Origin of the sequence: Parabacteroides sp. HGS0025, assembly GCF_000969845.1 — a bacterium.
GTDB classification, from domain to species: domain Bacteria; phylum Bacteroidota; class Bacteroidia; order Bacteroidales; family Tannerellaceae; genus Parabacteroides; species Parabacteroides gordonii.
On sequence record NZ_KQ033902.1, the window covers coordinates 3,173,567 to 3,197,935 of the forward strand.

The 24,369-nt window shown below is 40.5% G+C and carries 27 protein-coding genes, 2 tRNA genes and 1 pseudogene; 16 read left to right on the forward strand and 14 right to left on the reverse strand.

What is annotated here, in order from left to right:
• Window positions 1–197: 197 nt before the first annotated feature.
• Genes HMPREF1212_RS12520 through HMPREF1212_RS12530 form a run of 3 tightly spaced genes read left to right on the forward strand, consistent with a single transcriptional unit; the run spans window position 198 to window position 3,995 of the window.
• Window positions 198–1,088, forward strand: coding sequence for an EFR1 family ferrodoxin (locus HMPREF1212_RS12520; RefSeq protein ID WP_052724983.1), 891 nt, complete (start codon window positions 198–200; stop codon window positions 1,086–1,088).
• A 16-nt stretch (window positions 1,089–1,104) separates the two neighbouring features.
• Entirely contained in the window at window positions 1,105–2,568 is a 1,464-nt protein-coding gene (locus HMPREF1212_RS12525) for a 4Fe-4S binding protein (RefSeq protein WP_046149578.1), read from the forward strand.
• A 35-nt stretch (window positions 2,569–2,603) separates the two neighbouring features.
• On the forward strand, window positions 2,604–3,995 hold the full coding sequence (locus tag HMPREF1212_RS12530) for an aldo/keto reductase (RefSeq protein ID WP_046149579.1): 1,392 nt from the start codon (window positions 2,604–2,606) through the stop codon (window positions 3,993–3,995).
• A gap of 146 nt (window positions 3,996–4,141) precedes the next feature.
• Here the strand turns inward: HMPREF1212_RS12530 and HMPREF1212_RS12535 are convergent.
• Window positions 4,142–4,218: transfer RNA gene (locus HMPREF1212_RS12535), tRNA-Asp, on the reverse strand.
• A 32-nt stretch (window positions 4,219–4,250) separates the two neighbouring features.
• Window positions 4,251–4,324: transfer RNA gene (locus tag HMPREF1212_RS12540), tRNA-Asp, on the reverse strand.
• Window positions 4,325–4,461: 137 nt separating this feature from the next.
• On the opposite strand from HMPREF1212_RS12540, the gene HMPREF1212_RS12545 reads away from it, so the two are divergent.
• Together HMPREF1212_RS12545 and HMPREF1212_RS12550 are read left to right on the forward strand one after the other, a co-directional pair.
• Window positions 4,462–5,775 (forward strand): aminotransferase class I/II-fold pyridoxal phosphate-dependent enzyme, encoded by a 1,314-nt coding sequence (locus tag HMPREF1212_RS12545; protein ID WP_046149580.1) that lies wholly within the window; start codon window positions 4,462–4,464, stop codon window positions 5,773–5,775.
• 119 nt (window positions 5,776–5,894) lie between these two features.
• Window positions 5,895–6,491 (forward strand): YqgE/AlgH family protein, encoded by a 597-nt coding sequence (locus HMPREF1212_RS12550; protein ID WP_010803326.1) that lies wholly within the window; start codon window positions 5,895–5,897, stop codon window positions 6,489–6,491.
• Between the two features lie 4 nt (window positions 6,492–6,495).
• Here the strand turns inward: HMPREF1212_RS12550 and HMPREF1212_RS12555 are convergent, their stop codons facing one another.
• Genes HMPREF1212_RS12555 through recR form a run of 3 tightly spaced genes read right to left on the reverse strand, consistent with a single transcriptional unit; the run spans window position 6,496 to window position 8,840 of the window.
• Complete coding sequence (locus tag HMPREF1212_RS12555) at window positions 6,496–7,029, reverse strand: GNAT family N-acetyltransferase (RefSeq protein ID WP_028728345.1); 534 nt, start codon at window positions 7,027–7,029, stop codon at window positions 6,496–6,498.
• A 1-nt stretch (window position 7,030) separates the two neighbouring features.
• The gene (locus HMPREF1212_RS12560) at window positions 7,031–8,206 is read right to left on the reverse strand and encodes a glycosyltransferase family 2 protein (protein WP_046149581.1); all 1,176 of its coding nucleotides are present in this window, start codon (window positions 8,204–8,206) and stop codon (window positions 7,031–7,033) included.
• A 10-nt stretch (window positions 8,207–8,216) separates the two neighbouring features.
• Window positions 8,217–8,840, reverse strand: a complete 624-nt coding sequence (gene recR / locus HMPREF1212_RS12565; protein WP_007659371.1) for a recombination mediator RecR — start codon at window positions 8,838–8,840, stop codon at window positions 8,217–8,219.
• Between the two features lie 267 nt (window positions 8,841–9,107).
• Between recR and trxA the strand changes: the two genes are divergently transcribed.
• The 3 genes from trxA (at window position 9,108) to HMPREF1212_RS12580 (ending at window position 11,173) form a co-directional block, all read left to right on the forward strand.
• Window positions 9,108–9,602, forward strand: a complete 495-nt coding sequence (gene trxA, locus HMPREF1212_RS12570; protein ID WP_046149582.1) for a thioredoxin — start codon at window positions 9,108–9,110, stop codon at window positions 9,600–9,602.
• 180 nt (window positions 9,603–9,782) lie between these two features.
• A complete protein-coding gene (locus HMPREF1212_RS12575) occupies window positions 9,783–10,598 on the forward strand; it encodes a transglutaminase-like domain-containing protein (RefSeq protein WP_082099878.1) in 816 nt (271 codons plus the stop codon).
• 5 nt (window positions 10,599–10,603) lie between these two features.
• Complete coding sequence (locus tag HMPREF1212_RS12580; RefSeq protein ID WP_046150371.1) at window positions 10,604–11,173, forward strand: YdeI/OmpD-associated family protein; 570 nt, start codon at window positions 10,604–10,606, stop codon at window positions 11,171–11,173.
• A gap of 26 nt (window positions 11,174–11,199) precedes the next feature.
• Here the strand turns inward: HMPREF1212_RS12580 and HMPREF1212_RS12585 are convergent, their stop codons facing one another.
• Genes HMPREF1212_RS12585 through HMPREF1212_RS12600 form a run of 4 tightly spaced genes read right to left on the reverse strand, consistent with a single transcriptional unit; the run spans window position 11,200 to window position 12,760 of the window.
• On the reverse strand, window positions 11,200–11,643 hold the full coding sequence (locus tag HMPREF1212_RS12585; protein ID WP_046149583.1) for a hypothetical protein: 444 nt from the start codon (window positions 11,641–11,643) through the stop codon (window positions 11,200–11,202).
• 12 nt (window positions 11,644–11,655) lie between these two features.
• On the reverse strand, window positions 11,656–12,066 hold the full coding sequence (locus HMPREF1212_RS12590; RefSeq protein WP_046149584.1) for a D-Ala-D-Ala carboxypeptidase family metallohydrolase: 411 nt from the start codon (window positions 12,064–12,066) through the stop codon (window positions 11,656–11,658).
• A complete protein-coding gene (locus HMPREF1212_RS12595; protein ID WP_007659354.1) occupies window positions 12,047–12,265 on the reverse strand; it encodes a hypothetical protein in 219 nt (72 codons plus the stop codon). Before HMPREF1212_RS12595 ends, HMPREF1212_RS12590 begins: the two co-directional genes overlap by 20 nt.
• A gap of 51 nt (window positions 12,266–12,316) precedes the next feature.
• A complete protein-coding gene (locus HMPREF1212_RS12600) occupies window positions 12,317–12,760 on the reverse strand; it encodes an HU family DNA-binding protein (RefSeq protein WP_007659352.1) in 444 nt (147 codons plus the stop codon).
• Window positions 12,761–13,138: 378 nt separating this feature from the next.
• Between HMPREF1212_RS12600 and HMPREF1212_RS12605 the strand changes: the two genes are divergently transcribed.
• The 3 genes from HMPREF1212_RS12605 to HMPREF1212_RS12615 are packed head-to-tail and all read left to right on the forward strand — an operon-like array spanning window position 13,139 to window position 14,622.
• Complete coding sequence (locus tag HMPREF1212_RS12605; protein ID WP_044214648.1) at window positions 13,139–13,363, forward strand: helix-turn-helix domain-containing protein; 225 nt, start codon at window positions 13,139–13,141, stop codon at window positions 13,361–13,363.
• Window positions 13,360–13,674, forward strand: a complete 315-nt coding sequence (locus tag HMPREF1212_RS12610; RefSeq protein WP_046149585.1) for a HipA N-terminal domain-containing protein — start codon at window positions 13,360–13,362, stop codon at window positions 13,672–13,674. Before HMPREF1212_RS12605 ends, HMPREF1212_RS12610 begins: the two co-directional genes overlap by 4 nt.
• Window positions 13,675–13,683: 9 nt before the next feature.
• Window positions 13,684–14,622 carry a HipA domain-containing protein gene (locus tag HMPREF1212_RS12615; RefSeq protein ID WP_046149586.1) on the forward strand — a complete coding sequence of 313 codons (939 nt, stop codon included), beginning with the start codon at window positions 13,684–13,686 and terminating at the stop codon, window positions 14,620–14,622.
• Window positions 14,623–14,767: 145 nt separating this feature from the next.
• On the opposite strand, the gene HMPREF1212_RS12620 is transcribed toward HMPREF1212_RS12615, so the two are convergent.
• The gene (locus HMPREF1212_RS12620; RefSeq protein WP_052724985.1) at window positions 14,768–15,115 is read right to left on the reverse strand and encodes a Fic family protein; all 348 of its coding nucleotides are present in this window, start codon (window positions 15,113–15,115) and stop codon (window positions 14,768–14,770) included.
• Window positions 15,112–15,315, reverse strand: coding sequence for a PDDEXK nuclease domain-containing protein (locus HMPREF1212_RS12625; protein WP_046149587.1), 204 nt, complete (start codon window positions 15,313–15,315; stop codon window positions 15,112–15,114). The genes HMPREF1212_RS12620 and HMPREF1212_RS12625 overlap by 4 nt, the downstream gene beginning before the upstream one ends.
• 586 nt (window positions 15,316–15,901) lie before the next feature.
• On the opposite strand from HMPREF1212_RS12625, the pseudogene HMPREF1212_RS27325 reads away from it, so the two are divergent.
• From HMPREF1212_RS27325 to HMPREF1212_RS12645, 5 genes and pseudogenes are all read left to right on the forward strand, one after another.
• Window positions 15,902–16,084: pseudogene (locus tag HMPREF1212_RS27325) on the forward strand (helix-turn-helix domain-containing protein).
• Between the two features lie 21 nt (window positions 16,085–16,105).
• Window positions 16,106–17,041 (forward strand): GapS4a family protein, encoded by a 936-nt coding sequence (locus HMPREF1212_RS12630; protein ID WP_046149588.1) that lies wholly within the window; start codon window positions 16,106–16,108, stop codon window positions 17,039–17,041.
• A 2-nt stretch (window positions 17,042–17,043) separates the two neighbouring features.
• Entirely contained in the window at window positions 17,044–18,159 is a 1,116-nt protein-coding gene (locus tag HMPREF1212_RS12635) for a GapS4b family protein (RefSeq protein WP_046149589.1), read from the forward strand.
• The gene (locus HMPREF1212_RS12640) at window positions 18,159–19,202 is read left to right on the forward strand and encodes a nucleoid-associated protein (RefSeq protein WP_046149590.1); all 1,044 of its coding nucleotides are present in this window, start codon (window positions 18,159–18,161) and stop codon (window positions 19,200–19,202) included. The genes HMPREF1212_RS12635 and HMPREF1212_RS12640 overlap by 1 nt, the downstream gene beginning before the upstream one ends.
• Before the next feature lie 4 nt (window positions 19,203–19,206).
• On the forward strand, window positions 19,207–20,247 hold the full coding sequence (locus HMPREF1212_RS12645) for a PDDEXK nuclease domain-containing protein (RefSeq protein ID WP_046150372.1): 1,041 nt from the start codon (window positions 19,207–19,209) through the stop codon (window positions 20,245–20,247).
• Window positions 20,248–20,390: 143 nt separating this feature from the next.
• On the opposite strand, the gene HMPREF1212_RS12650 is transcribed toward HMPREF1212_RS12645, so the two are convergent.
• The 3 genes from HMPREF1212_RS12650 to HMPREF1212_RS12660 all read right to left on the reverse strand — a co-directional run bounded on the left by HMPREF1212_RS12650 (window position 20,391) and on the right by HMPREF1212_RS12660 (window position 24,365).
• Window positions 20,391–20,867 carry a hypothetical protein gene (locus tag HMPREF1212_RS12650; RefSeq protein WP_046149591.1) on the reverse strand — a complete coding sequence of 159 codons (477 nt, stop codon included), beginning with the start codon at window positions 20,865–20,867 and terminating at the stop codon, window positions 20,391–20,393.
• A gap of 116 nt (window positions 20,868–20,983) precedes the next feature.
• Window positions 20,984–21,259, reverse strand: coding sequence for an HU family DNA-binding protein (locus tag HMPREF1212_RS12655; RefSeq protein WP_046149592.1), 276 nt, complete (start codon window positions 21,257–21,259; stop codon window positions 20,984–20,986).
• A gap of 247 nt (window positions 21,260–21,506) precedes the next feature.
• On the reverse strand, window positions 21,507–24,365 hold the full coding sequence (locus HMPREF1212_RS12660) for a BACON domain-containing protein (RefSeq protein ID WP_046149593.1): 2,859 nt from the start codon (window positions 24,363–24,365) through the stop codon (window positions 21,507–21,509).
• Window positions 24,366–24,369: the final 4 nt, after the last annotated feature.

Genomic DNA, 24,369 nt, shown 5'->3' on the forward strand with positions numbered 1-24,369 from the left:
AGGTAAAGGCTTATATCGCATTGTCTTGTAGACAAATTACAGATATTATAACCTTAATTACTGAATGTGTATATCCACATTCAGTAATAATATCCGTAAAAATGATACTATTATCAGTAATATGTATACTAATAGGCGGTAAGATTACAAATAACTTTGCAACAGAATAATACAGTAAAACTAAAATTGCGGCGATTATGGATTATAAAAAACTAACCCGAAGGGAAGCACTTAAATATCTAGGTACAACGGTGGCAGGTATGACACTTGCCTCCACCGGTGCACTTTCGATGTTTACTTCCTGTACGGAAAAAGGAAAAAAACGCATCGTATTCTATTTCACTGCTACGGGTAACAGTCTCTATGCGGCAAAGAAATTTTCGGAAACACCGTTGAGCATTCCACAGGTATTGAAAAGCGATAAAAGGATATTCGAAGCGGATGAGATAGGAATTGTCTTTCCTGATTATCGTGCATTTGCTCCTCTGATGGTGCAACGTTTCATTCAGGAAGTTACTCTGAAAGCTCCTTATCTCTTTTCAATCATTACCTTCGGGTATTACGATTGTAATGTGATAGAAAGCTGGAACCAGTTTGCCATTGAGCACGGTGTACATTTTAATTATATCACCACAATCAAGATGGTGGATAATTATCTTCCCGTGTTCGACATGGACGAACAGTTGAAAATGGATAAACAAGAAGAGAGCCAGTTAGAACAGGCCGTAGCCGATGTACTAGAAGAAAAGAATCATATCCCTTCCTTAACCGAAGAAGAACGCCAACAATGTTTACAGGTCCTGCAACGTGTACCGGAATTATTTCCTATCAGCAGTGAATTACTCCTTGAAGTGAATAAAAGTAGCTGCAACGGTTGTGGCTTCTGCACCAAAGTATGCCCCCGGAAGAATTTCAGCCTGACCGACAAAGGAGTAGAACATACCGGCGATTGCGAATTCTGTCTGGCTTGCATACAGAATTGTCCGCAGAAAGCAATCGTACTGAAGAGAGGGGAAAGAAATAAGGAGGCCAGATACCGCCATCCCCGTATTTCCCTGAATGAAATAGTCCTTGCAAATAAACAATAATATAACTGAAAGAAATATGCTTAGAAAAATCAGAATTACACTTGCCATCCTTTCAATCATCGGAGTCAGCCTGTTGTTCCTCGACTTTACAGGAACGATCCATGTGTGGCTCGGATGGTTGGCTAAAATACAGTTTCTGCCGGCATTGCTGGCGCTGAATATCGGGGTAGTGATTACATTAGTGCTACTGACACTGATATTCGGCAGGGTTTATTGTTCCGTCATTTGCCCGTTAGGAATCATGCAGGATGGGATATCGTGGCTGGGAAGTAAAAGGAAGAAGAATCGTTTCCGCTATTCGCCGGCGATGTCGTGGTTGCGTTACGGAGTATTGGTGCTGTTTGTTGTGGCATTAGTGGCCGGTGCAGGTTCGCTGGTTGCTTTGCTGGCACCATATAGTTCTTACGGACGCATTGTTTCCAATTTGTTTGCACCGTTATATCAATGGGGAAACAACCTGCTGGCCTATTTCGCTGAACGTGCCGACAGCTATGCTTTCTATTCCGTAGATGTATGGATGAAAAGCTTCTCGACATTCGCTATTGCTGCCATTACTTTCATCGCACTGATCATTTTGTCCTGGAAGAATGGACGTACCTACTGCAATACAATCTGCCCTGTTGGAACCATATTGGGATTTTTCGCCCGCTATTCCTGGTTGAAGCCGGTTATCGATACTGACAAATGCGTAAACTGTAACCTCTGTGAGCGCAACTGCAAAGCAGCTTGCATTAACATCAAAGAACATCAGATCGATTACAGCCGCTGCGTATCCTGTATGAACTGCATTGAAAAATGTCCTAAAGATGCTATCCATTATACACATCACTCGAAAAAACAAGCCCTTCCTACTGATAGTCGCCGCCGCTTCCTGACTATCGGCGCCACGTTTGCAACAGCCTCTGCCCTGAAAGCACAGGAAAAGAAAGTGGACGGCGGACTGGCTGTTATAGAAGACAAGAAAATCCCGAACCGCTCCACTCCTATTACACCTCCGGGTTCCCATAGCATACGAAACTTTACACAACATTGCACGGCTTGCCAACTCTGTGTTTCAGTCTGTCCCAACCAGGTACTGCGTCCTTCATCCGGCCTGATGACATTGATGCAGCCTGAGATGTCGTATGAACGTGGATATTGTCGTTTGGAATGTACCCGTTGTGCGGATGTCTGCCCGGCAGGCGCTATCCTCCCTATTACAAAAGCGGATAAGTCGGCCATCCAGATCGGTCATGCAGTCTGGGTAAAAGAAAACTGTGTGCCTCTGACTGACGGTGTAGATTGCGGAAACTGCGCCCGCCACTGCCCGGCAGGAGCGATATTGATGGTCCCTTCCGATCCGGACATGTCGGATTCACCTAAAATCCCGGTAATCAATACGGAACGTTGTATCGGCTGTGGAGCTTGCGAGAATCTTTGTCCATCGCGTCCGTTCAGTGCCATTTATGTAGAAGGCCACGAGATGCACCGGATAATATAATTCTGAATATTCTTATACATTAATAATAGAGCAATATGGATAATAAAAATAAGAAAGATATAACCCGCCGCAACTTCTTCAGAATAATCGGTACAGCCGGAGCCGTAACTGCCGGACTGACTGCCTGCGGCGGAAGGAATAGCAATACGACAGGCGAAGAGATCCCAACAGACAAGATGACTTATCGCACAAATCCTAAAACAGGAGATAAAGTTTCCCTGCTGGGTTTCGGCATGATGCGCCTCCCGTCAGTCGGTGGACGAAGTGCCCGTGAAGGCAACGAAGAGATAGACCAGGAAATGGTGAACCAACTGGTGGACTATGCCATTGCCCACGGCGTGAATTATTTCGACACGTCGCCAGCTTATTGTCGTGGAATGTCGGAACACGCAACGGGAATAGCCTTGAGCCGACATCCGCGCGATACCTATTTTATTGCAACCAAACTATCTAACTTCTCCCCTGCTTCCTGGCCGTTGGAAGCCTCCAAAGCCATGTATCATAATTCGATGAAGGAACTTCAGACGGATTATCTCGATTATCTTTTGCTGCATGGCATCGGCATGGGTAACGGCATGGAAGAATTTGAAGAACGTTACATGAAGAACGGACTGCTCGATTATCTCGTGGAGGAACGCAAATCGGGACGCATCCGTAACCTCGGTTTCTCTTATCACGGAGATATAAAAGTGTTCGATTACCTCCTTTCGCGTCATGATGAATACAAATGGGACTTTGTGCAGATCCAGCTGAATTATCTGGATTGGAAATATGCCAAAGAGATCAATCCGCGAAATACGGATGCCGAGTATTTGTATAATGAACTGGCAAAGCGCAACATCCCTGCTATCATCATGGAGCCGCTATTAGGTGGAAGGCTCTCCAATGCACCGGGTAATATCGTAGCCCGTCTGAAACAGCGCAAACCCGAATTGAGTGTAGCCTCCTGGGCATTCCGCTTCGCCGGAAGTTTCCCGAATGTATTGACTGTGTTGAGCGGCATGACACGCATGGAGCATTTACAGGATAATCTCCGGACCTACGCTCCCTTGGACGCACTGACCGAAGATGATTTCAGCTTCCTGCAGCAGACAGCTACCATGATGATGCAGTTCAATACCATTCCCTGCAACGATTGCAAATATTGTATGCCCTGTCCTTATGGCATCGATATTCCCGCTATTCTTTTGCATTACAACAAATGCCTGAACGAAGGAAATGTCATAGATAATACGCAGAACGAGAAGTACCGCGAAGCCCGTCGTGCCTATCTGATAGGTTACGACCGCAGTGTGCCTAAACTCCGCCAGGCCGACCATTGTATCGGTTGCAACCAATGCAGTATGCACTGCCCGCAACGAATTGACATTCCGAAGCAGATGCAACGGATAAATAGTTATGTGGAAGAGTTGAAAGCCGAAGGGTAGCCTTCGAACCGGATGGCTTCAACCCTGATCCGAAGTAGCCTGACTTAGAAAACCAAGTTGGGCTACTTGGCTGATAGCCATAAAAAAAATCCCGCAAAACCAACGTTTTACAGGATTTCCTTTTTGTCTTTCTATAATAAAAACTTTGGCGGTCCGGACGGGACTCGAACCCGCGACCCCATGCGTGACAGGCATGTATTCTAACCAACTGAACTACCGAACCAAAACAAATAAGGAAATCATAATTAAAAGAGGCGGTCCGGACGGGACTCGAACCCGCGACCCCATGCGTGACAGGCATGTATTCTAACCAACTGAACTACCGAACCAATGTTTTTGTATCGCATCTCTCTCGATTGCGGTGCAAAGGTAGATAATATTTTTAATTATACAACAGTTTCACACAAATATTTCACATTGGATTGATTATTTTTTTACTTTTGTCCTCCATATAAATATAACAGACATGAAGAATACTCCAGTAGATTATCAGACTGCCAGACGAATAATAGATGGCTACGGATTACCGGATTTCGGGAAAGCAACGATTCGTGAAGTTGTTGCCATATCCACACAATTGGAACAGGAAACAAATACCGAGTTCATACACATGGAAATGGGTGTTCCCGGATTAAAAGCGGCACAAGTGGGTGTAGACGCAGAAATCAAAGCATTACAGAACGGCATCGCTTCCATTTACCCGAACATCAACGGTACGCCGGAAGTAAAAGCAGAAGCCTCCAGATTCATCAAGGCATTCATTAATATAGATATTGCTCCGGAATGTTGTGTTCCGGTAACCGGCTCCATGCAGGGAACATTCGCCTCTTTCCTCACCAGCGGACAATGCACGGAAGGAAAAGACACCATCCTGTTCATCGACCCGGGATTTCCTGTCCAGAAACAACAAATCGTTGTAATGGGCTATAAATACGAATCATTCGATGTATACGAATACCGTGGAGAAAAACTGCGCGCCATTCTGGAAGAACATCTTTCCAAAGGCAATATAGCTGCTATGATCTACTCCAACCCCAACAACCCGGCCTGGTTCTGCCTGACAGACGATGAATTGAAGATTATCGGCGAAATGGCAAACAAATACGATACGATCGTGATCGAAGACCTCGCCTATTTCGCAATGGACTTCCGCAAAGAACTTGGCAAACCGTTTGAAGCACCTTACCAGGCAAGCGTTGCTCATTACACAGATAATTACATCTTACAGATATCCGGTTCCAAAGCATTCAGCTATGCCGGACAGCGTATCGGCGTGACGGCTATCTCCAATAAACTTTACCATCGTGCCTATCCGGGACTGACCAAGCGTTATGGCGGCGGTACTTTCGGTACAGTATATATTCACCGTGTTTTATACGCCCTGTCATCAGGAACCAGCCACTCGGCACAGATTGCATTGGCTGCCATGTTCAAAGCGGCATCCGACGGACAGTTTGATTTTATCTCGGAAGTAAAAGAATATGGACGCCGTGCAGAAAGATTAAAGAAAATCTTTACAGACTATGGCTTTACGATCGTTTACGACCATGACCTGGACGAGCCTATTGCCGACGGCTTTTATTTCACGATCGCCTATCCCGGAATGACCGGCGGACAGCTGATGGAAGAACTGATCTATTACGGTGTAAGTGCTATCTCATTAAGCACGACAGGAAGTAATCAGGAAGGACTTCGCGCCTGTACTTCGTTTATCAAACCGCATCAATATGATCTGCTTGAAGAGCGTTTAAAGCTATTCAAAGAAAATCATACCTTATAATTAACACAAACCCGGCATTTATTTTACACTTATTAACCCAAATGCCGGGTTTTTCGTTTGCTTCTTAACATCAAAAGCCATATATTGTCCCTGTCTAACAACAGTAAGCAATCTTCACTATGGCTACATATAATAACATATTCAAAATTACGCATAATAATCTCCTTCCTGCACAAGGAAGCATACTCATATCAGAACCTTTCCTGCAAGATGCTTATTTCCAGCGTTCTGTTGTTCTACTGGTAGAACACAATACGCAGGGATCGATGGGGTTTGTATTAAATAAGAAAACGGATCTGATTGTAAATACTTTTTTTCCGGAACTGGAAGAGTATCCGGAAATACCAATCTATCTGGGTGGCCCGGTAAGTGCCAACCGGTTGTTCTTTATCCATTCATTGGGAGATCTGATCGTACCCGACTCTGTAAAGATCAAAGACCGCCTGTATTTCGACGGTGATTTCGAAGCATTGAAACGTTATATACAGAATGGCCATTCGATTGAAGGAAAAGTAAAGTTTTTCCTCGGTTATTCGGGATGGACGGAAGGACAGTTGGGAAACGAGATCAATAAAAACTCGTGGGTAGTCAGTCACGCAGCTAAAGAAAATGTATTACTTGCCGATGGAGAAAGTTTCTGGAAGAACTCACTCGAACAGTTAGGCAGTAACTACGAGGCATGGACTAAATATCCGAAAGATCCTTATCTGAATTAAATTATCACACAATCTGTTTATTGACTTTTTGCATCATCAGTACATCAGAATATCCGTTTTCTGTGATGATCCAATCTGTCATGATACCTGTAACGGTAAATCCGCAGCGGGTAAAAAGGGCTTTGCTGGCCTCGTTATCAATGGGTATATGCACATATAACTGATGCAGTTTCAGAAAAGAGAACGCATAATCTATCAGTACATTCATTGCTTCGATAGCCAACCCGTTTCCCTGATAAACAGGTTCCAGTAAAATACCGATACCGGCACGCCGATGATGCGGTTCGAAATCGTACAGGTCGACAGTACCGACAGCCGCCCCCGTTGAACGAAGCTCGATCATCAGACGCAACTGCTTCAGATCGAAAATATCACGATGCGACTCACGAATATACTCTTTCAGTATATAACGCGAATAGGGAGACATTGTATTTCCAAGACTCCAAAGCTCCGGATTATTCTCCCAGCGATACAAAAGTTCCAGATCTTCCGGCTCCAGGGCACGGAGACGGATCGTTTCATTTTCCAGTTGTGCCATATTATTTCCCCGGTGATATTAGTTGTCCGCTTTTTTTACAATAAATATGATAAGTAACTTTCTTGTCGACCAGCGTATCCATAAACAGAAGCATCTGTTCAAAACGGGCATCCGGATAACAAAAAGCATAATCCGTAAACTCCTTCATCTGATTACGGCGGCAGATAGCATCCATTACACGTTCCTCATCCAGATCCCAAAGATTTACATGTTCCAGTTCCGGCATCTGTTTTACACAGGCAGCCTTAATCGCTTCAAAATTTTCCTCACGGCAAAGAACCAGTAAGCGTTTATGCTTGCTTTTCGACTTTGGCTTTACTCCCAACAAACGCGATAAAGCAGCCATTGAAGCACGCAACCCAATAGCCAGCTTGATAAAAAATCCCATCAGCCAACCGGAATGAGGATAATATTTCTTGAAAAAGATCAACATGGCACCGTAAAATGCCTTTACATATTTCATATCACCATGCTTGGTACTTTCTCCTTTATAATGAAGAATACGCTCGGGGATATAATAGTTTTTATAGCCACCCAGCACCATCCGATACGACAGGTCGATATCCTCGCCATACATAAAGAAATCTTCATCCAAAAGTCCGGTCTTATCCAGCGCTTCATGGCGCAGCAACATAAATGCACCGGCCAACACATCCACTTTATGTTGTTTCTCCTTATCCAAATACGCCAGGCTATATCTTGAAAACACACGGGATTTCGGAAACAACTTCGACAAACCGAATATCTTACAGAACGAAACCCAAGGAGAAGGAAAACTCCGTTTACTTTCAGGCAGGAATACCCCATGCCCATCCAGCATCTTTACACCTATCCCACCCGCATTCGGATGTTCATCCATAAAGAAACACAGAGTTCGAAGACTCTCCTCGCCTATCACTGTATCCGGATTAAGCAACAAAACATACTCTCCGTTACATTGACGGATCGCCTGATTATTGGCCTTGGCAAATCCCGGATTATCCTTATTTTCTATAAATGTCACTTCAGGAAACCGAGGACGAAGATAATCGACAGAACCGTCCGTCGAATTATTGTCCACAACAAAAACCTCAGCATCGAGTCCGGCAACAGCAGCCTGAACCGAATAAAGGCATTGTTCCAGGAAATACTTTACATTATAGTTTACGATGATAACGGAAATCTTGGTTTCGTACATAAGAATCAGATTATATTTTTATCGAGTCATTAAAACTGGTACGGTTCACAATAGAACGTCCCAATGTTATTTCGTCCGCATACTCAATCTCATCACCAATAGAAACACCACGGGCAATGACGGTTATCTTCACATTATAAGGGGATAGCTTGCGATAGATAAAGAAATTGGTCGTATCCCCTTCCATCGTAGTACTAAGTGCAAGGACAATTTCCTTTACTTCTTCGTTAGCGACCCGCTGCACCAGACTGTCTATCTGCAAATCGCCCGGGCCAATACCGTCCATCGGCGAAATAATCCCTCCAAGAACATGGTAAACACCACGAAACTGCCCGGTATTTTCGATCGCCATTACTTCCTTGATATTTTCAACCACACAAACGGTCGACTGATCCCGTTTAGGATCAGCACAGATAGAACACATCTCATCGTCACAGATATTATGACAAACTTTGCAATACTTCACTTCTTTCCGCAAGGCCAGCAAAGCGGATGCAAAATTTTCCGTATAACCTTCATCCCGGCGTAACATATACAAAGCCAGTCGCAAAGCCGTCTTCCTTCCCACTCCGGGAAGCGAAGCCAACTCATTTACTGCATTTTCCAATAAAGCGGATGGATATTTTTGAGTCATTGATTACCTTTCTTTGCCACAAAGATAGATAATTTCAATCATATCAAATCCGATCGGCCGACAAAAGTGTTAACACAACAAAAAGACACAGGCAATAAATCTTTTTAATCTGTAGAATCATGCCATTTCTGTGAAACTATGTTATCCGCAATAATATTTTCCACTAGAAACTTGTTGTATTAGAAGATAGAATATACGTTTGTATTATAATTTCATGTAAGAACATTTCATAGTAGAAAATAATTATCAACATCAAAATAGAATAATATGAATACAAAAAGAATCTTCACATTACTGGTTTTAGTTGTGGGTTTCATGACTTTAGTATCCTGTAAAGGACAAGCCAAAAACAACAGCGATGAAACGACTTCAACCACGGAAGTAACTGGAAAGCAAGCAGCTGCACCTGTACATATTACAAAAGCGGACTTCCTGAAAAAGATATACAACTACGAAGCGAATCCGAATGAGTGGAAATATCTCGGAGACAAACCTGCCATCATCGACTTTTACGCAGACTGGTGTGGTCCCTGTAAAATGATCGCTCCTTCACTGGAACAGCTTGCCAAAGAATATGCTGGACAGATCAACATTTACAAAGTCGATGTAGATAAAGAAACAGAGTTGGCCCAGGCATTCGGCATTCAAGGAATACCGGCCCTTCTATACATCCCTATGGAAGGAAAGCCCCAGATGCTTCAGGGAGCAATGCCTAAAGACCAGTTAAAGGAAAAGATAGAATCAATTTTACTGAAAAAGTAATTTGTTTTTCGCTTCAGTTTTCACTACTCTACAAACAAAATATTCAGGTAGACTTGATAATCTTCTCAAAAAAGATACTTTTTTCAAGTCTACCTGAATATTTTCCCATCCAAAGGTTTATTCATACATCTAAATATTTACTAACTTTGTCATCGTTTGTAAATCATAAAACGAAACGTCATGAGTAAATACCCATTTATGCTGACTATGTGTATGTTTATTGCACAGTCAGTTTTTGCACAATCATATTCCAAATACTTCCGCCTGGCTAATCAGGATACCGTCAATTTCACCTTTACAGTGAAGAAGCCCGATATTAAAGCAATAGACTGTTATCCCCAGCGGATTACACAAATTTCGAAAAACGGAGATAATTACGAAATATCACTCACAACTATCAATCCCTATCTGGATGGAAGCAAACTGGCTAAAATGAAAGAAGCCAAGTATGACAAATCACGGGAATACGACAGAGAGATCGCCCGATTTTTACAATCTACCCCGTTAATAGATGCACAAAACGAACACATTAGACAAATTGCCGATACACTGTTTAAAGATGAAACGCAGACCTTCATTATAATAGAGAAAGCTCTCAAATTTGTTTATACCTATTTATCACCATCCGATTCCATTGCCAAACAGATTGATGCAGGAATTTGCAGAACCGTAGATGTCAATACCGTTATCCAGACAAGGAAAGGTACTTGTAGCGAATACACGAATGTATTTACCGCATTGATGCGCTACATGAATATACCGACTCGTTTTGCTGTAGGATATTGGAATGTTCCCGAATGGAATTCCGAAAGCACCCATGCCTGGCCCGAATGCTACATAGAAGGAGCCGGTTGGTGTTCTGTCGACCCGACTATGCCTTCGTATATCTGCCCGCATTTTGCTGAAATCAGGATGCGTTACGGGATAGATTACGAAGACTGCGACATCAAAACCCTAAATTATGACATCGAACCGATTGAGTTTACTAAAAGATGACCATTATGACAACAGAGAATAAAATAAAGTACTTTGAAAATCGGGAAGACTGGAGAAAGTGGCTGACAGACAATTTTGAAACCAAAGATGAAATTTGGTTCGTATTTCCCCAGAAACCCTCAGGCAAAAAAAGCATTATATACAATGATGCCGTTGAAGAAGCCCTTTGTTTCGAGTGGATTGACAGTACGATAAAATCGCTTGACAAAGAACATAAAATTCAGCGCTTCACGCCTAGAAACCCTAAAAGTACATACTCGCAAGCCAACAAAGAAAGACTTAAATGGTTATTGGAAAATAAAATGATACACCCTAAATTTGAGGATAAAATACGAACTATTTTGTCTGACCCTTTTATTTTTCCAGATGATATAATTAACAGATTGAAAGCAGATAAAATAGCATGGAAAAATTATCAGCACTTCTCCGCCCCATATAAACGTATCCGAATTGCATACATTGAAGCAGCCAGGAAACGGCCTGAAGAATTTGAAAAACGGCTAAACAACTTTATCAATAAAACGAAAGAGAATAAAATTATAACTGGATTTGGGGGAATCGGAAAATACTATTAATCTCTCATAAAATGCTGGCACGAATTTTACTTCTGCTTTCTAAATGCTATACCTATATATAACGAACAAACCAACAACACCGCCCCAATCACCAACATCCGCTTTAGATAAGAAAACTCCACAGTACTACCTTTCTGAAAAGAATCAGAACCGGCAAAACAGTTCTCATCTACAGAACCAGAACTAACAACCGACTCAACAACCTTCTCCCCCTGTTCCTTAATAGCGACATGAGTAACGGACTGTACCCCATTCAACCGGCAGCTATCGAACACGATATGCTCTATATCGATCACCTTATTGCGGGAAGCCTGATACAGATTTTTCAACAACATACTATCACTATGAATGCTATGCACCCCCTCCCTTATCTCCCGGTGTTGCACACTACGCCGCCCGGCACTACAACCGGGCAGCAAAACAACCAACAAACCAACCGAAACAAGCAAACTTCTACCCCACATATCCATACCTATCCCCCTTCATTTATTAATGATCACCTGATAACGATTCTCTCCATTTACCCGAAACGACAAATGCAGAAACTTCTTTCGTTTATAAAGAATTGCCTGATCGAAAGGCAATTTACAGCAAAGCAACACATCCAGTAACTCCTTCGGATCAGGCACATAACAATCCGCAGCCTCCCCTTTCATATGCTGACTCGAAGACACGCCACCCACCAACCTGTTCACCTCCGGACTCCGGTAACCGCTTGTGATCGCAATCGGCTTCCCATAAGCCAGCCGCAACGGCTGTAACAACCGTTTCACCAACTCCATCATAGCCTGCTTCACCTCAAACGACGGCTCATTCAGCAACCCGTTCTCCACCGCCACCCGGCTATACGTCATTTCTTCCCAATTAAAATTCCTACTTATCCTCTCTTTCATTTTGTACCGATTTAATTTTATACGAATAATCCACCCCAAACAAAGCTCCGGCAAATGTGCAGGTTTCCCCGAAAGCCACCAGCACACTATTATGAATCTCCCCTTTCGGGGCAATCCAGAAACCGGAGAAAAGAAGAACAATCCCGCTCATTACGAGCAGGATTGCCATTACCAATTGAATAGTCAGTCTTTTTTTCATACGTTCCCCTTTCCTCTTTCAATCAAGTAATCCTCAATTTCCCATTTTCAATTATTCAATTTCCGGTCTGTCATCTCCACCGGAACCTTCTTCTTTTTTAGGTTTCGTATCTTCATCCTCTTCAAACTTCACGATCTCACTCATCCAGCGTAGACTGGTACCCGGCGAGAATATCACCCGTGCCTTTTTTATCAGGGAAGCATTAAAAGCATCTGCCGTCTCCGCACCTTTCGAACGAATCGAAAGACGAAAACTACCGAACTCACCCACCTGAACAATACTACCCGAACGAAGCTCCAGGCTCATCGCCCAGTTCAACGAATCGAGTATTGCCTTCACATCAGCACTCGACATCGCCGAGCGGCTGGAGATCAATTCACACAACTTATCCATATCGCAATAGTTCGACGACCGCGCCATCGCATAAGTCTTCACCTTGTCCTTATCGTCACCGCTAAGAACCTTGCGCTGCACCTTTCTAAATTTCAGTGTCATAGCTTTTCTATTTTAATGATTAATACTACTGTTTCCAGGGGAACGATACAAAGGTACAGGTAGGAATATATGCAAAGATCGGCGCGAGATCATCGTGTAAAACAGTATATAATAAGACTTTAAGAACATTCAAAATCTTAAAATACCATTTTTCGCGAACCATCACACCGATCGATTCAGGCTCTTATTTAACGTTTATCAGAGAAATAATGATTATTACGTGAGATTCTTAGGGATAGATTTAGGTTATTTAATGACTTCTCGCAACAAATTTGATACCCTTTCGGGTATTTCCTAACCAAAGCCACAAAAATAAATACCCGAAAGGGTATCAAACAAGAAATATTCATTATATTTGTACCCGAAGAGGTATCAAAAATGAATAACTTATCATTAAATGAATATGTAAAATCAAAGCGCAAGTCGCTTGGATTATCACGTGAAGAGTTCGCGCTGAAAGCAGGTGTCGGACTCCGTTTTCTTCGCGAACTAGAACAAGGAAAAGAAACCTTGAAAATGGATAAAGTAAATCAGGTATTAAAACTGTTCGGAATGCAACTTGGTGCCGTACCTATGGACAGGAATAATTTAATAGAACCATGAAACAAGCTAAAATTTATATGTATAGTAATTTTGCAGGTATTCTTACGGAAGATGAAAACGGTTACAGATTTATCTATAATCCTGAATATCTCTTAAGTAAGGATGCTGAACCGATCAGTTTAACAATGCCTTTAACAGATAAGCCATATATTAGCAATATATTGCATCCGTTTTTTGATGGATTGATTCCTGAAGGTTGGTTATTAGATATTGTTGAAAAGAATTGGAAAATCGACAATAGAGATCGTATGTCTTTATTACTGGCCTGTTGTAAAGATTGCATTGGTGCAGTTAGTGTTCAATCCTTTTAATACACAATTATGGAAAGATGTTTATATTGCTATCAGCCATTAGAACAACACGAAATAGACTTTCATTCGCGATGTTCAAAAAAAATATTTGGAACAGTTATACCTCCTGTTCTTCCTTATAGTAAAGCAGATATTGAATCGTTAGCTTTAGAAGTTGTACGTTCGCAAGTTACTATCACAGGTGTACAACCCAAACTATCTGTTGATCTAAAGAAAGAAAAAGGAGGAGAAAAACGTTTTACAATTGTAGGTTTATGGGGCGGCTATATCCTTAAACCACAGACTGAACAATACGCCAACATCCCTGAGAATGAAGACTTAACGATGCATTTAGCTAGATTAGCAAAGATAAATACCGTTCCTCACTCACTCATACGCTTTAAAGATGGTTCGCTAGCATACATTACCAAACGAATAGATCGAGACAAAAAGGGCAATAAAATACCAATGGAAGATATGTGCCAGTTAACAGAGAAACTAACAGAACAGAAATACAAAGGTTCCCATGAACAGATAGCCAAGAAGATTGTAGAGTTTTCAGCGTACCCAGTCCTGGACTTGATCAATTACGTTGAGGTTTTATTGTTCTGTTATCTTACAGGTAATGCAGACATGCACCTAAAAAACTTTTCCCTCTATAAAAAGATAAAAGAAACCACACTAACGCCTGCTTATGATCTCTTATCGACTAAGCTGGTCATACCTGAAGACACAGAAGAACTTGCTCTGACTCTGAACGGAAAAAAACGAAAATTAAAGAGATCTGACTTTGACAATCTACTAAAAACAATGAAAGTTGAAGATAAGGTTATTGAAAATACATACAACAAATTTAGAAAAGTATTACCACTATGGTATGATTTTATTGATATTTCATTTTTACCAAATCAAATGAAAATAGATTATAAGGCTTTAATAGAAAATAGATCTTCTATATTAAACAAGTGATATATTGTATGCGGAGATTAGCACCCATATTCTCCGCATATTATACGGCAAATACTGATATTAATCTCCGCAAACAATCATACTACAAGTTCATAATTAGTACTTCTTCCCCCTTCATCCGTTTTACGTAACACACCTTTTGTCATCAAATCCTGTATATCGCGTAAAGCCATATCAACTGTTTACGTATCTCTGCTGATATACTATAAAAACGATGTGGCATTTCATCAGCACGAGCTAAAAATAAATCAATTATAGTGCGAGCTATACGCCCGTTCCCATCATCAGACGGATGAATAGCCACAAACCATAAATGAGCAATAGCAGCTTTCAAAACCGGGTCTATCTTCTGATCATCATTTGCCCAATCCAAAAACAATTTCATTTGGAAAGGTATATTATCCGAATCAGAAGCTTGATAATGAACTTTCTCTTTTCCCATCACACCTGATATATTCTCCGTATATTTTGCGGTAAATATAGCAATTTTCATAATTGATCGTCGAACATACGGCGGTACATATCCATTTGGCCGATGTCCTGATGTTTGAGTTGCCCAGCTTTCAGATCGATCAACAAATAACATTTTAAAATATAGTTGTAAAACACAAAGTCGATGTAGAAATGTTCTGTCTCGGTACTGATGCGATATTGGCGAGCAAAGAACGTAAATCCCTTTGGTGAACGCTCCATGACTGCTGGGTAGCTTCTTTTAGGTAGAAGCAACATGCATTAGCATCATTCACCATCATTATCAATTCATTGTAACTCCATGTCAATTTGCTACACAGTGTGTAGCAAATTGACATACGAGAATCCGAGAGTTGAAAACAAGCACATTCTAATTGTGCCAAGTTAGTTTCTAAATTGTATTCCCTGAAAGCAGAAACCGACAAAACGGTGTAACTTATTGATTACGTAGTGCAATATGCACTATATCACATTTCCTTGCTAAGTAGCAAAAAAGCAGAATATTGTGGTATTACGAAGACTTTCTGTTGCGAATCCGCTACCTGTTTGGTAGCAGAAAACAAACAAAAAATTATGACTATTCTTTCGAATCAATATAATTTTAATCCGTCAGTAAGGACTATCCAACCTTGCTGACACATTCAGAAAACAAGGAATTTAAAATATAAACTCCGCTTCAGCAACTTTCAGTTTGTTTGAAGCGGAGTTTTAGTTAGTTACCTTTTGAATAAATTATTTTTGTCTACTATTATCCAGAAATATTTCCTAAATTTGGAACATGATAGACGTTGAGATGAAAAATAATCAGATGAATCGGATAAAAGAAGTGCTAAACGAAAAGGGTATCAAACAAACGTAGTTAGCAGGAAAACTCGGTAAGAGCTTTAAGATAGTAAATAACTATGCTTGCAACCGTAGCCAACCATCTCTGCAAACGCTTCATAAGATAGCGGAGATTTTGCAGGTGGAGGTAAAGGAATTAATAAAGTAATAACTTAAAGATAATTGTATTATGGGCGAATGGTCTAAAAAAATTGGCGAATATGGTGAAAATGTAGCCGAGAAATTTTTCTCCGTTATAGGCTGGAATAATATGCACAAGGGTGTTTCTATTCCATGTATGAAAACAAATGGAGAGCATCTTAACGATAAAGGTAATCCATCCGAAACACACGGTATTGATGGCTTATTTTCTTACAATAGTCCATTGGTAGATGGGCATATTAACAATGTACTTATTTCCGTTAAATATAAAACTGTTAAATATCCTAATAGTCCAACTAAACTATTTAAAGGATTTATGGAGGATTTAATCAATCAGATGGAGTGCTTTGAATACTCTGATAAAAAAGATTCTTTAGTGGCAGGTGTGCATTGTAATGTCATAAATGATATTGGAGTTTTATTTTGGCTAAATAACAAAAAAGACAGCAATGACGATCTCATAAGCGTTATTTCGTCTGCTAGAGTTGATTACAGTGGAGACAAAACTATTTATGTAATGGATAATAAAAGGGTCGCATTTGTACTTGATGTGATGAAGTTTATTAAAACCAAGACGATAGAATATGATTATGCCTTTTATTACCCATCAACTGGTCAAAACATCAATCCGATTATTAGGGATAGTTCTGGTAAAATTTTACCTGTAGAATATCTTAATTCAAGTATTATTCCAATAAAATTACAAAATATAGCAAATCCAAGAGAGAATTGCTTATTTATGGCTGTTTTAGATAACTTTGAGGAAGATTGTTTTCTTCGTATAATGGGATTAGCAAAAGAAATATCATCAACTTTTGCAAGTCAAACAATAATTGCATTTCACGATTACGATGAGTTGAATCATAAAGAAATGGTTTCAAATGCTAAATTGAGATTCCAAGAATCTGCATACGCAAAGACTGTATCTGTATTAAATTTCAATGACCCTTTAAATGCCTTTTAATTATGAATACTGAACATAAAGACATAAATAGAATAATCCCTTTCGGGGATCAGATAAAAGGATTCTTAAATCAAAAATTCATATCACCAGCGGACTTAAATCGCATTTTGCGAGAACGAGGGATATTTACTTTTAATGTAAATAAGGATTATAATGTACCGATTTATCAAACTCTATTGCTTTCACCAATAGAGTTTGATAAGATTAGATATGCTTTTAATACTAAGGAAGACAATCCGAAAACTATTTCTAAAGACATTAACTTTGCACCCAATCAGAGTTTATTCAGTCCAGATATTATGGCAGTTAATGTAATAGAATTTATTAAAAAAGAATTACCAACATGTAGTTTGACTCAGCCTATCGCATTTAAACCTGTCAGCGGTAATAATAACCATGTGAAAGCGGAATTTGAAATCAAAAGAACCGACATAAACAAATCGTGGTATGAACAAACGAATATTTTTACTGGAAGTGTCGAATTTATCAATGATAATGGAAAAGGACGAGTGATAATAAAACACACTGCAGAAGAAACAAAAAAATTGGGAGCATTCATAACTACAATTCAAGTAAAGAAATTTAAAGAAAAAAGTATCATTCCAGAAAAAGAAAAGCTTAAAGAAATTTTATTTAAAGATTTTTTAAACTCCGATCGTTTTGTGTTTTTTTATCGTTTAACAAATCATCTTGAAAGCGATTATTTTTCCTGTGATAATATTAAAGATATATCTATAAAACCAGAAGATGTTGTTTTACCTGAAGAAATTCGATGGATGGAAAAGATGCAGAAAATTATTCTTACTGGAGAAGCCTTGGATAAAAAGTATTTTATGAATGATAGTAAATATCACAAAGATTTAATTTTGTGGAGCATTGATGCAATTTACACTTTCAATTTTAAAGGAGAAAAAGGCAAAATGACAGTAAGCATGGGGTTTCCTGATTACCCATCAAAGTCTGGCAAATCTGAATTTGAAATAAATATTTCATCTCTGTCATCAGAGAAGGCATTAGACGTAAAGAGTAGGAAGTCACTCAAAGACAATTTACTATCAGAGATGGATAGGTTGAAGTCAGTAGTTTATAATAACTATCTTGAATATAAAAGAAAATAATGAATACAAATTTTATTGATGCACAAATTGATGCAATTAGCATACATTGGATTGGGAACAAAGTCGGAGATGAGGGGCTTATAATCTCCAAAGGAAATATTACTATACAGAATGAATTAAGTAACTTAATGACACATTACTTTGTGTCGGGATTTAAACAACAAGAGTTTTATCAACTTTTTCACGATACAGACTTAAAGTATAACGAAGTGTTTGGTTTTATTTCAGATATTTTTAATAGACCAGACAATGTTCATGAGCAATCTGTTAGTCTTGCCAAGCATCTCTACGAACAAAGCACGCACCCTAAGATTAAAGGTGGCGAGTTTTATGTGGTTTATTTCAAAAACTGCATAATTGACGGAAAGACTGTTGACGCTGTCGGTCTGTTTAAATCTGAAAATAAAGATACATTTTTGAAAGTATATCCATCGGGAGATGGATTTGAGATTAAAAGTCAACAAGGTGTAAATATTAACAAACTCGACAAAGGCGCATTGATATTCAACACCGACAAAGAAAGCGGATATATTGTTGCCGTTGTTGATAATACCAACAAGGGGACAGAGGCTCATTATTGGATAGACGACTTCTTACATGTTCGCCAACGCAAAGACGAGTATTATAACACTCAAAACGTGATGGCACTTGCAAAGAATTTTGTTGTCAAAGAATTACCTAAAGCTTTTGAGGGAGTATCGAAAGCTGACCAAGCAGAGTTGCTCAACAAAACGACGCAATTCTTCAAAGAGAAAGACACCTTTGATATGGAGGAGTTCACCAATGAGGTTATAGCACAGCCCGAAGTCATTGACAGTTTTAATCAATACAAAGATAGTTATGCTAAAGAGCGTGATATTGAGTTCTCGGACAGTTTTAGCATATCAGATACGGCAGTCAAAAAACAGGCAAGAGCATTCAAGAGCGTAATTAAGCTTGATAAGAATTTCCACATTTATATTCACGGTGACAGACAGCTAATCGAACAAGGAGAGGATGATAAAGGTAAGTTCTACAAAGTTTATTACAAAGAAGAACAATAAAAATATGGCAAAAGAAATAAAGATAATAAACGATAGTGAGTACGCTCAAATACTGCAACGAGCTGTTGCAGAAATTCAGACTGCTCGCGCCACTATTGCCCGACAGGTAAACACGACCGTAAACTCTGCATATTGGAATATAGGTAAGTTGCTCTTTGAGAAAAATTTAGAAGGTGGATATGGTAGTGGTGTAGTTAATAGATTGTCTATTGACCTAAAAGAACAGTTTCCAGATATGGGGTTGTCGCCTCGTAATTTGTGGTACATGAAACGGTATTATGAGCTTTATTATCAAGCTGATATAAAACTGCAACGCAGCGTTGCAGTTTTACCTTGGGGGCATAATATATTACTTATAGATAAAGAACTCACGTTGGAGCAAATATTTTTTTATTCTCAAGAAGCAGTTCAAAAAGGATGGAAAAAAGACTTGTTGCTCAATGCCATAAAGATGAATACCTATGCCAACAGGCAAACGCAAATCAAAAGTAATAACTTTAATATTGCACTGCCCGAAGCGCAAGCTGATTATGCCAATGAGGTATTCAGGAGTTCTTATAATTTAGGGTTTCTTGGAATAGCAGAGCCCATCAAAGAATTAGAGTTGGAGAAACGGTTGGTCGCCAAAATCAAGTCATTCATTTTGGAATTAGGTCGAGGGTTTACCTTTATGGGCAATCAATATCGCTTGGAGTATAACAACAAGGAGTATTTTGTAGATATGCTCTTCTTTCATCGGGGATTACGTTCACTCGTAGCTATTGAACTAAAAATTGGAGGCTTCAAACCTGAATACATCGGCAAAATGAATATGTATCTTTCACTTCTCGATCGCTTAGAACGTGGTGAGAATGAAAACCAATCAATAGGTATTATCCTTTGTGCTGATAGAGACCATTTAGATGTAGAGATAGCTTTACAAGATGTGAACAAACCAATCGGGGTCGCTGAATATCAACTTCTGCTACCCAAAGAAGAGCTTCAAACGCTACTTTTGAATGAAATAAAAGCCATAGAGGAAGAATCTACGTTTGAAGAGAACTAAGAGCCATTAGATTTCCACCCTTGCTGACACAATCAGCCTCGAAACTCAAATTAGGTTTCGGGGCTTAACTTTGCTATTGAATCAGAAAATAAAATAATAACAAGATTTGGTAGAATTGAAAAATACTATTAATTCAAGTCCCCTCAATAATCCCCCACCCTCACCTTCCCCGCCAACACCAGCACCTCTTCGCAAGTAAACCCTCCTTTACTAATATTCCCAGCAAGCGTGCCGATCTTGCCGCAAATTAGGAAACAGATAAGAACAGACATTGATAAATGATTTATTGAAGTTTGCGCAGTACGTTCTACTACTTCCGTTAAATGGAGCATCCGGATAAACAAGACGGGAAAACGGAGGGGGCAACGAAGGCAAGTCATCACTGTTTTATCAATGATGAAGTCGACATATGACTGGCGGTCGTGGATAATTACTTCTTCGATGAACTTCTGGTGTTTTTTAGGCAAGGTTGACCATACGGTAAATGCAATTTTGTAAATCTTTTCAAGCAAATGGTTACGACCTTCTTTCGACATTTTGTCAAGGCTACGATTAAACTCATTTACATCTGGCACTTTCCCGTTGGGAAACAATGCCTCTAACTCATTTCTTTTCTTCATAATTCTATCAGACAGGCGTTAATAATAAATTGAGAGAAAATCAAGACAGATATCTGGAGACACAGACTTAACCTACTGAAAATTAATACCGTATCTCCAAACAGAATCCATTCTTGTTAAGAATTCAAATCTCTAAGCAAAAACTTTCCAGGTTTGAACTTGACACTCATACGTGCCGGTATCATACAGGTAATACCTGTACGGGGGTTTCGTCCTTCCCGCTCCTTTTGCATCCACGGGGTAAAAGTCCCGAACCCCTGAAGCATTATAGGAGTATCCTGTTTGATTGCTTCCGTCAGCACTTCCTGAAAGGTGTTTAGAAATTCACGCGACTGGCTCTGGGTAATGTGCATTTTCCCAGCCAGTTCATTTACTAAATCTGCTTTGTTCATAATTTGATTTATTAATGTTATATACTTTTATTATATATACCTGACACGGTTCTTTCACCGCCGCCTTTTCGCTCTGACATTTAATACCTTCCCCGTTGTAGGGAAGCTGCGGAGCGCGGTTTGGTAAATGTGCTTGAACACTTTTTATCGGTGGATCAATCTAACTCGCTTTACCTGATGGGTATTCTAATACCGTATCGATCTCGGCGGGCTAGCCACCATCACATTCTGAGTTAGCTGGGCACACTTATTTGGACCGGACGCAGCGAACATGCCGCTTATCAGTATTGACACTGCCTGTGCTACTACTACCATTATCAAAATTCAAGATCCAGTAACTACCTTTACCGGTGCTCGTACAACTCCAGTACCAAAAACTCACGAACTCAGAAAAACCACTTACAAACTTTAACGAATTCTTGTTTTTATAGATAGTTTCCAGTTCATTCAGTGTAGGTAAACGCCAATCATTCATACCTTCTTTTGTAGAATTTTTACAACTATTTGTTGCAGTACTCCAATTATCGTATGTTTCGTCTGTTTTACATACTTGAAGATCGCCAACATAAGCTCTCTCCCCTTCCGCCTGTATGACTGTAACTGTGGCTGAACGTACTGGATTTGCATCCGTTACCAATACAGTGAATATTCCCGTACGTTCTAAACCAGGGTTATCTAAACTTGTAAAAGTTAAAGTTTCACTGCCAGAACCAAATATTGGACTCACGGTTATACCATTATGAGTTTCTGGAGATATTGTCCATGCCAAACCATCTGTTGCAGTAACCGCCCCCGTAGTACTACCACCTGTACCTGCTATTTTGGCTTCTCCATCAGTGGTTCTAAATTCTGAACCGGCCTGTCTGATTACTACATCTTCTTGCATATTTCCAGCCTTAACAGTAACGATGGCTTCTCGCTCCGAAACATTTGGATTAATAGATACAGTTTTATAAGTTAACTGCTGATCAGAACCGGTAGTTATACCACCTAGAATAGAAGCAGTACCATTTATAACTTGTAACCAAGAAGGTAAACCTGTTATGAAAGAATATGACAACCCTTTAGTACCATTCATTGTATAAGTACCCTCAGCACCTACTATTGCGTCTAAGGCAGTGGAAGGAGTTATTGAGGCCATTAGGCAAGAAGCCTCCTGAGTAACAGATATTTCCCCTGTCGGTCCATCAGAAGGATCTCCGGCGCGTACCGTTATAATTTCCTTTCGTGGTGAAGAGTAAGGATTCACTGCTGCGCTATAAATTATATTTTCGGCCGAATTTGTAGTCAGGCCACCCGATGTCGTTAATAAAGTGATCCAACTACCATCCACTACACTAGCTGACCAATTCAAACCGGGAGTAACAGTAAACGAAGAGCTTAGGTTTCCAGCACCTTCAGCTGCAACCATTTTGGTTGAACTACTGACTGTTGAAGCTGTTTGTGTAACATTAATCTCCTGAGTCAAGTCCGTATAATCGGCAGCCCCCACCGACTCCCCGGCTTTCACCGTTATTTTACCAGTACGTACCCGGGCAAATGGATTACTGGTAGTAGCCTTTACTATTAAGGATTGCGCTCCGTCCGATGCTTCAGCTCCCGAAAAACCCGGATTAAATGCAGACCAGTCCAGCCAACCGTCGCCACTTAAAGAAGCTAACCACCGCAATCCCTCGGTAGCCGTAAAAGAAGAAGCTCCTTCAGAACCGACTTCTGCATCCAGTGAAATATCACTGCCTTTTGTCAGGGTAGAACCTGCCTGAACGATCGTTATCTCCTGATCGGCTCCATTGACGTCGATGTTAAAAGAAACAGACCTGCTTTCTGCTCTTGGGTTCGCTTCCACAGCTTTAAACACTACATTTGCAGGTCCCTGATGCGTAATAGTTGCACCTGAAGGAATATTCTCACCATTCAGCAAGGCAGATAACCAGACTGGCATGTCGAACTCCCACGGTTGCCCCGGACGAGCCGTGATCTGTACCTCTTTCTCTCCCCCTTTTTTAGCAGGCATTTCAGTTGGATCTACTTCGATAGGAGGTATCTCACCGACGGTAATACGTTCATCGGAAACATCTATACCAATCAAAGTAACGTCCATCGTGTAACGGAAGTTACGCACAATATCGTAATTGTTCTTATCACTACCCGGATAAAAACGGAAAGTAACATCCCCATACGTTACACCGCCTTGTATGGCTGTTCCGGTCAACTCGATGCAGGTAGCATTCGTCACACCCCGACCAGTCTTCTTTTTCTCCGAATCGACGGCATTTTCTCCACTGACAGTACCCGCCATATTCTCCGGCAAATACCAATAAATGGTTGTACCTGCCTGATTAGCCGTACCCGTATATGTATTATAACCGATCCCCCCTGTTGTCAACTGCTCCGTCGGCGCTTCCACCTGCGACACGGTCGGGGCATTCTTCAATACAACGGAAGCAGGCTTGAATACAAAATCACCACCTGTCGAATAAGTAAACTTAATCGTTGCGATAAGACGGGTTAGTTCCACCTTTATTTCTCTTATGCCATCAGCCGTCACTTCACCCTCCCAGTATCCCATCATTTTACATAAGTTATTATCAGGCAACCCTTCAGGCGTAGAGATATAAGCCAATGTATGTTCCTTCAAGGCCGTTTCATTGTCTATCACACCCAGATCACCGGCATTCGAAATGAAATAGACACGGCTCCTGTTTCCATTATGACTCTGTTTCAGTTTGAGGTTGACCGTGGTTCCTGCCATAGAAGGAATATACTGGTTAAACAAACGCTCACCCGTCGTCGCATCATACTGCCCGACCCACAGGCTGGCGATCAGGCTTTCCTGCATTTCAGACAATGGGGCAGCAGCTTTCGTTCGTACCGGGTCATTTGTACCTACTGCCAGTGTATCCGACTCGATTATACCCTCAGGAGTAAAAATAATACTACGGGTAACGGGAGTCCGGCTGGCCAGTACATTTAGGATAAACCTGGCATCCACTTCTTTTAGTGCATGAAGCGGAATGTCATCTTCTTCCACAACCGCTTCAGAACAACCGCCGGCTACAAGCAGAAACAACAGTGCAAACAGCCTTGTTTTATTTACTCGTTTCATTGTA

What these genes read in the sequence shown, in the direction of transcription:
- HMPREF1212_RS12520 (WP_052724983.1), top strand. Translation starts at nt 198, where the DNA reads ATGGATTATAAAAAACTAACCCGAAGGGAAGCACTTAAATATCTAGGT.
- HMPREF1212_RS12525 (WP_046149578.1), top strand. Translation starts at nt 1,105, where the DNA reads ATGCTTAGAAAAATCAGAATTACACTTGCCATCCTTTCAATCATCGGA.
- HMPREF1212_RS12530 (WP_046149579.1), top strand. Translation starts at nt 2,604, where the DNA reads ATGGATAATAAAAATAAGAAAGATATAACCCGCCGCAACTTCTTCAGA.
- HMPREF1212_RS12545 (WP_046149580.1), top strand. Translation starts at nt 4,462, where the DNA reads ATGAAGAATACTCCAGTAGATTATCAGACTGCCAGACGAATAATAGAT.
- HMPREF1212_RS12550 (WP_010803326.1), top strand. Translation starts at nt 5,895, where the DNA reads ATGGCTACATATAATAACATATTCAAAATTACGCATAATAATCTCCTT.
- HMPREF1212_RS12555 (WP_028728345.1), bottom strand. Translation starts at nt 7,029, where the DNA reads ATGGCACAACTGGAAAATGAAACGATCCGTCTCCGTGCCCTGGAGCCG.
- HMPREF1212_RS12560 (WP_046149581.1), bottom strand. Translation starts at nt 8,206, where the DNA reads ATGTACGAAACCAAGATTTCCGTTATCATCGTAAACTATAATGTAAAG.
- recR (WP_007659371.1), bottom strand. Translation starts at nt 8,840, where the DNA reads ATGACTCAAAAATATCCATCCGCTTTATTGGAAAATGCAGTAAATGAG.
- trxA (WP_046149582.1), top strand. Translation starts at nt 9,108, where the DNA reads ATGAATACAAAAAGAATCTTCACATTACTGGTTTTAGTTGTGGGTTTC.
- HMPREF1212_RS12575 (WP_082099878.1), top strand. Translation starts at nt 9,783, where the DNA reads ATGAGTAAATACCCATTTATGCTGACTATGTGTATGTTTATTGCACAG.
- HMPREF1212_RS12580 (WP_046150371.1), top strand. Translation starts at nt 10,604, where the DNA reads ATGACAACAGAGAATAAAATAAAGTACTTTGAAAATCGGGAAGACTGG.
- HMPREF1212_RS12585 (WP_046149583.1), bottom strand. Translation starts at nt 11,643, where the DNA reads ATGGATATGTGGGGTAGAAGTTTGCTTGTTTCGGTTGGTTTGTTGGTT.
- HMPREF1212_RS12590 (WP_046149584.1), bottom strand. Translation starts at nt 12,066, where the DNA reads ATGAAAGAGAGGATAAGTAGGAATTTTAATTGGGAAGAAATGACGTAT.
- HMPREF1212_RS12595 (WP_007659354.1), bottom strand. Translation starts at nt 12,265, where the DNA reads ATGAAAAAAAGACTGACTATTCAATTGGTAATGGCAATCCTGCTCGTA.
- HMPREF1212_RS12600 (WP_007659352.1), bottom strand. Translation starts at nt 12,760, where the DNA reads ATGACACTGAAATTTAGAAAGGTGCAGCGCAAGGTTCTTAGCGGTGAC.
- HMPREF1212_RS12605 (WP_044214648.1), top strand. Translation starts at nt 13,139, where the DNA reads ATGAATAACTTATCATTAAATGAATATGTAAAATCAAAGCGCAAGTCG.
- HMPREF1212_RS12610 (WP_046149585.1), top strand. Translation starts at nt 13,360, where the DNA reads ATGAAACAAGCTAAAATTTATATGTATAGTAATTTTGCAGGTATTCTT.
- HMPREF1212_RS12615 (WP_046149586.1), top strand. Translation starts at nt 13,684, where the DNA reads ATGGAAAGATGTTTATATTGCTATCAGCCATTAGAACAACACGAAATA.
- HMPREF1212_RS12620 (WP_052724985.1), bottom strand. Translation starts at nt 15,115, where the DNA reads ATGAAAATTGCTATATTTACCGCAAAATATACGGAGAATATATCAGGT.
- HMPREF1212_RS12625 (WP_046149587.1), bottom strand. Translation starts at nt 15,315, where the DNA reads ATGGAGCGTTCACCAAAGGGATTTACGTTCTTTGCTCGCCAATATCGC.
- HMPREF1212_RS12630 (WP_046149588.1), top strand. Translation starts at nt 16,106, where the DNA reads ATGGGCGAATGGTCTAAAAAAATTGGCGAATATGGTGAAAATGTAGCC.
- HMPREF1212_RS12635 (WP_046149589.1), top strand. Translation starts at nt 17,044, where the DNA reads ATGAATACTGAACATAAAGACATAAATAGAATAATCCCTTTCGGGGAT.
- HMPREF1212_RS12640 (WP_046149590.1), top strand. Translation starts at nt 18,159, where the DNA reads ATGAATACAAATTTTATTGATGCACAAATTGATGCAATTAGCATACAT.
- HMPREF1212_RS12645 (WP_046150372.1), top strand. Translation starts at nt 19,207, where the DNA reads ATGGCAAAAGAAATAAAGATAATAAACGATAGTGAGTACGCTCAAATA.
- HMPREF1212_RS12650 (WP_046149591.1), bottom strand. Translation starts at nt 20,867, where the DNA reads ATGAAGAAAAGAAATGAGTTAGAGGCATTGTTTCCCAACGGGAAAGTG.
- HMPREF1212_RS12655 (WP_046149592.1), bottom strand. Translation starts at nt 21,259, where the DNA reads ATGAACAAAGCAGATTTAGTAAATGAACTGGCTGGGAAAATGCACATT.
- HMPREF1212_RS12660 (WP_046149593.1), bottom strand. Translation starts at nt 24,365, where the DNA reads ATGAAACGAGTAAATAAAACAAGGCTGTTTGCACTGTTGTTTCTGCTT.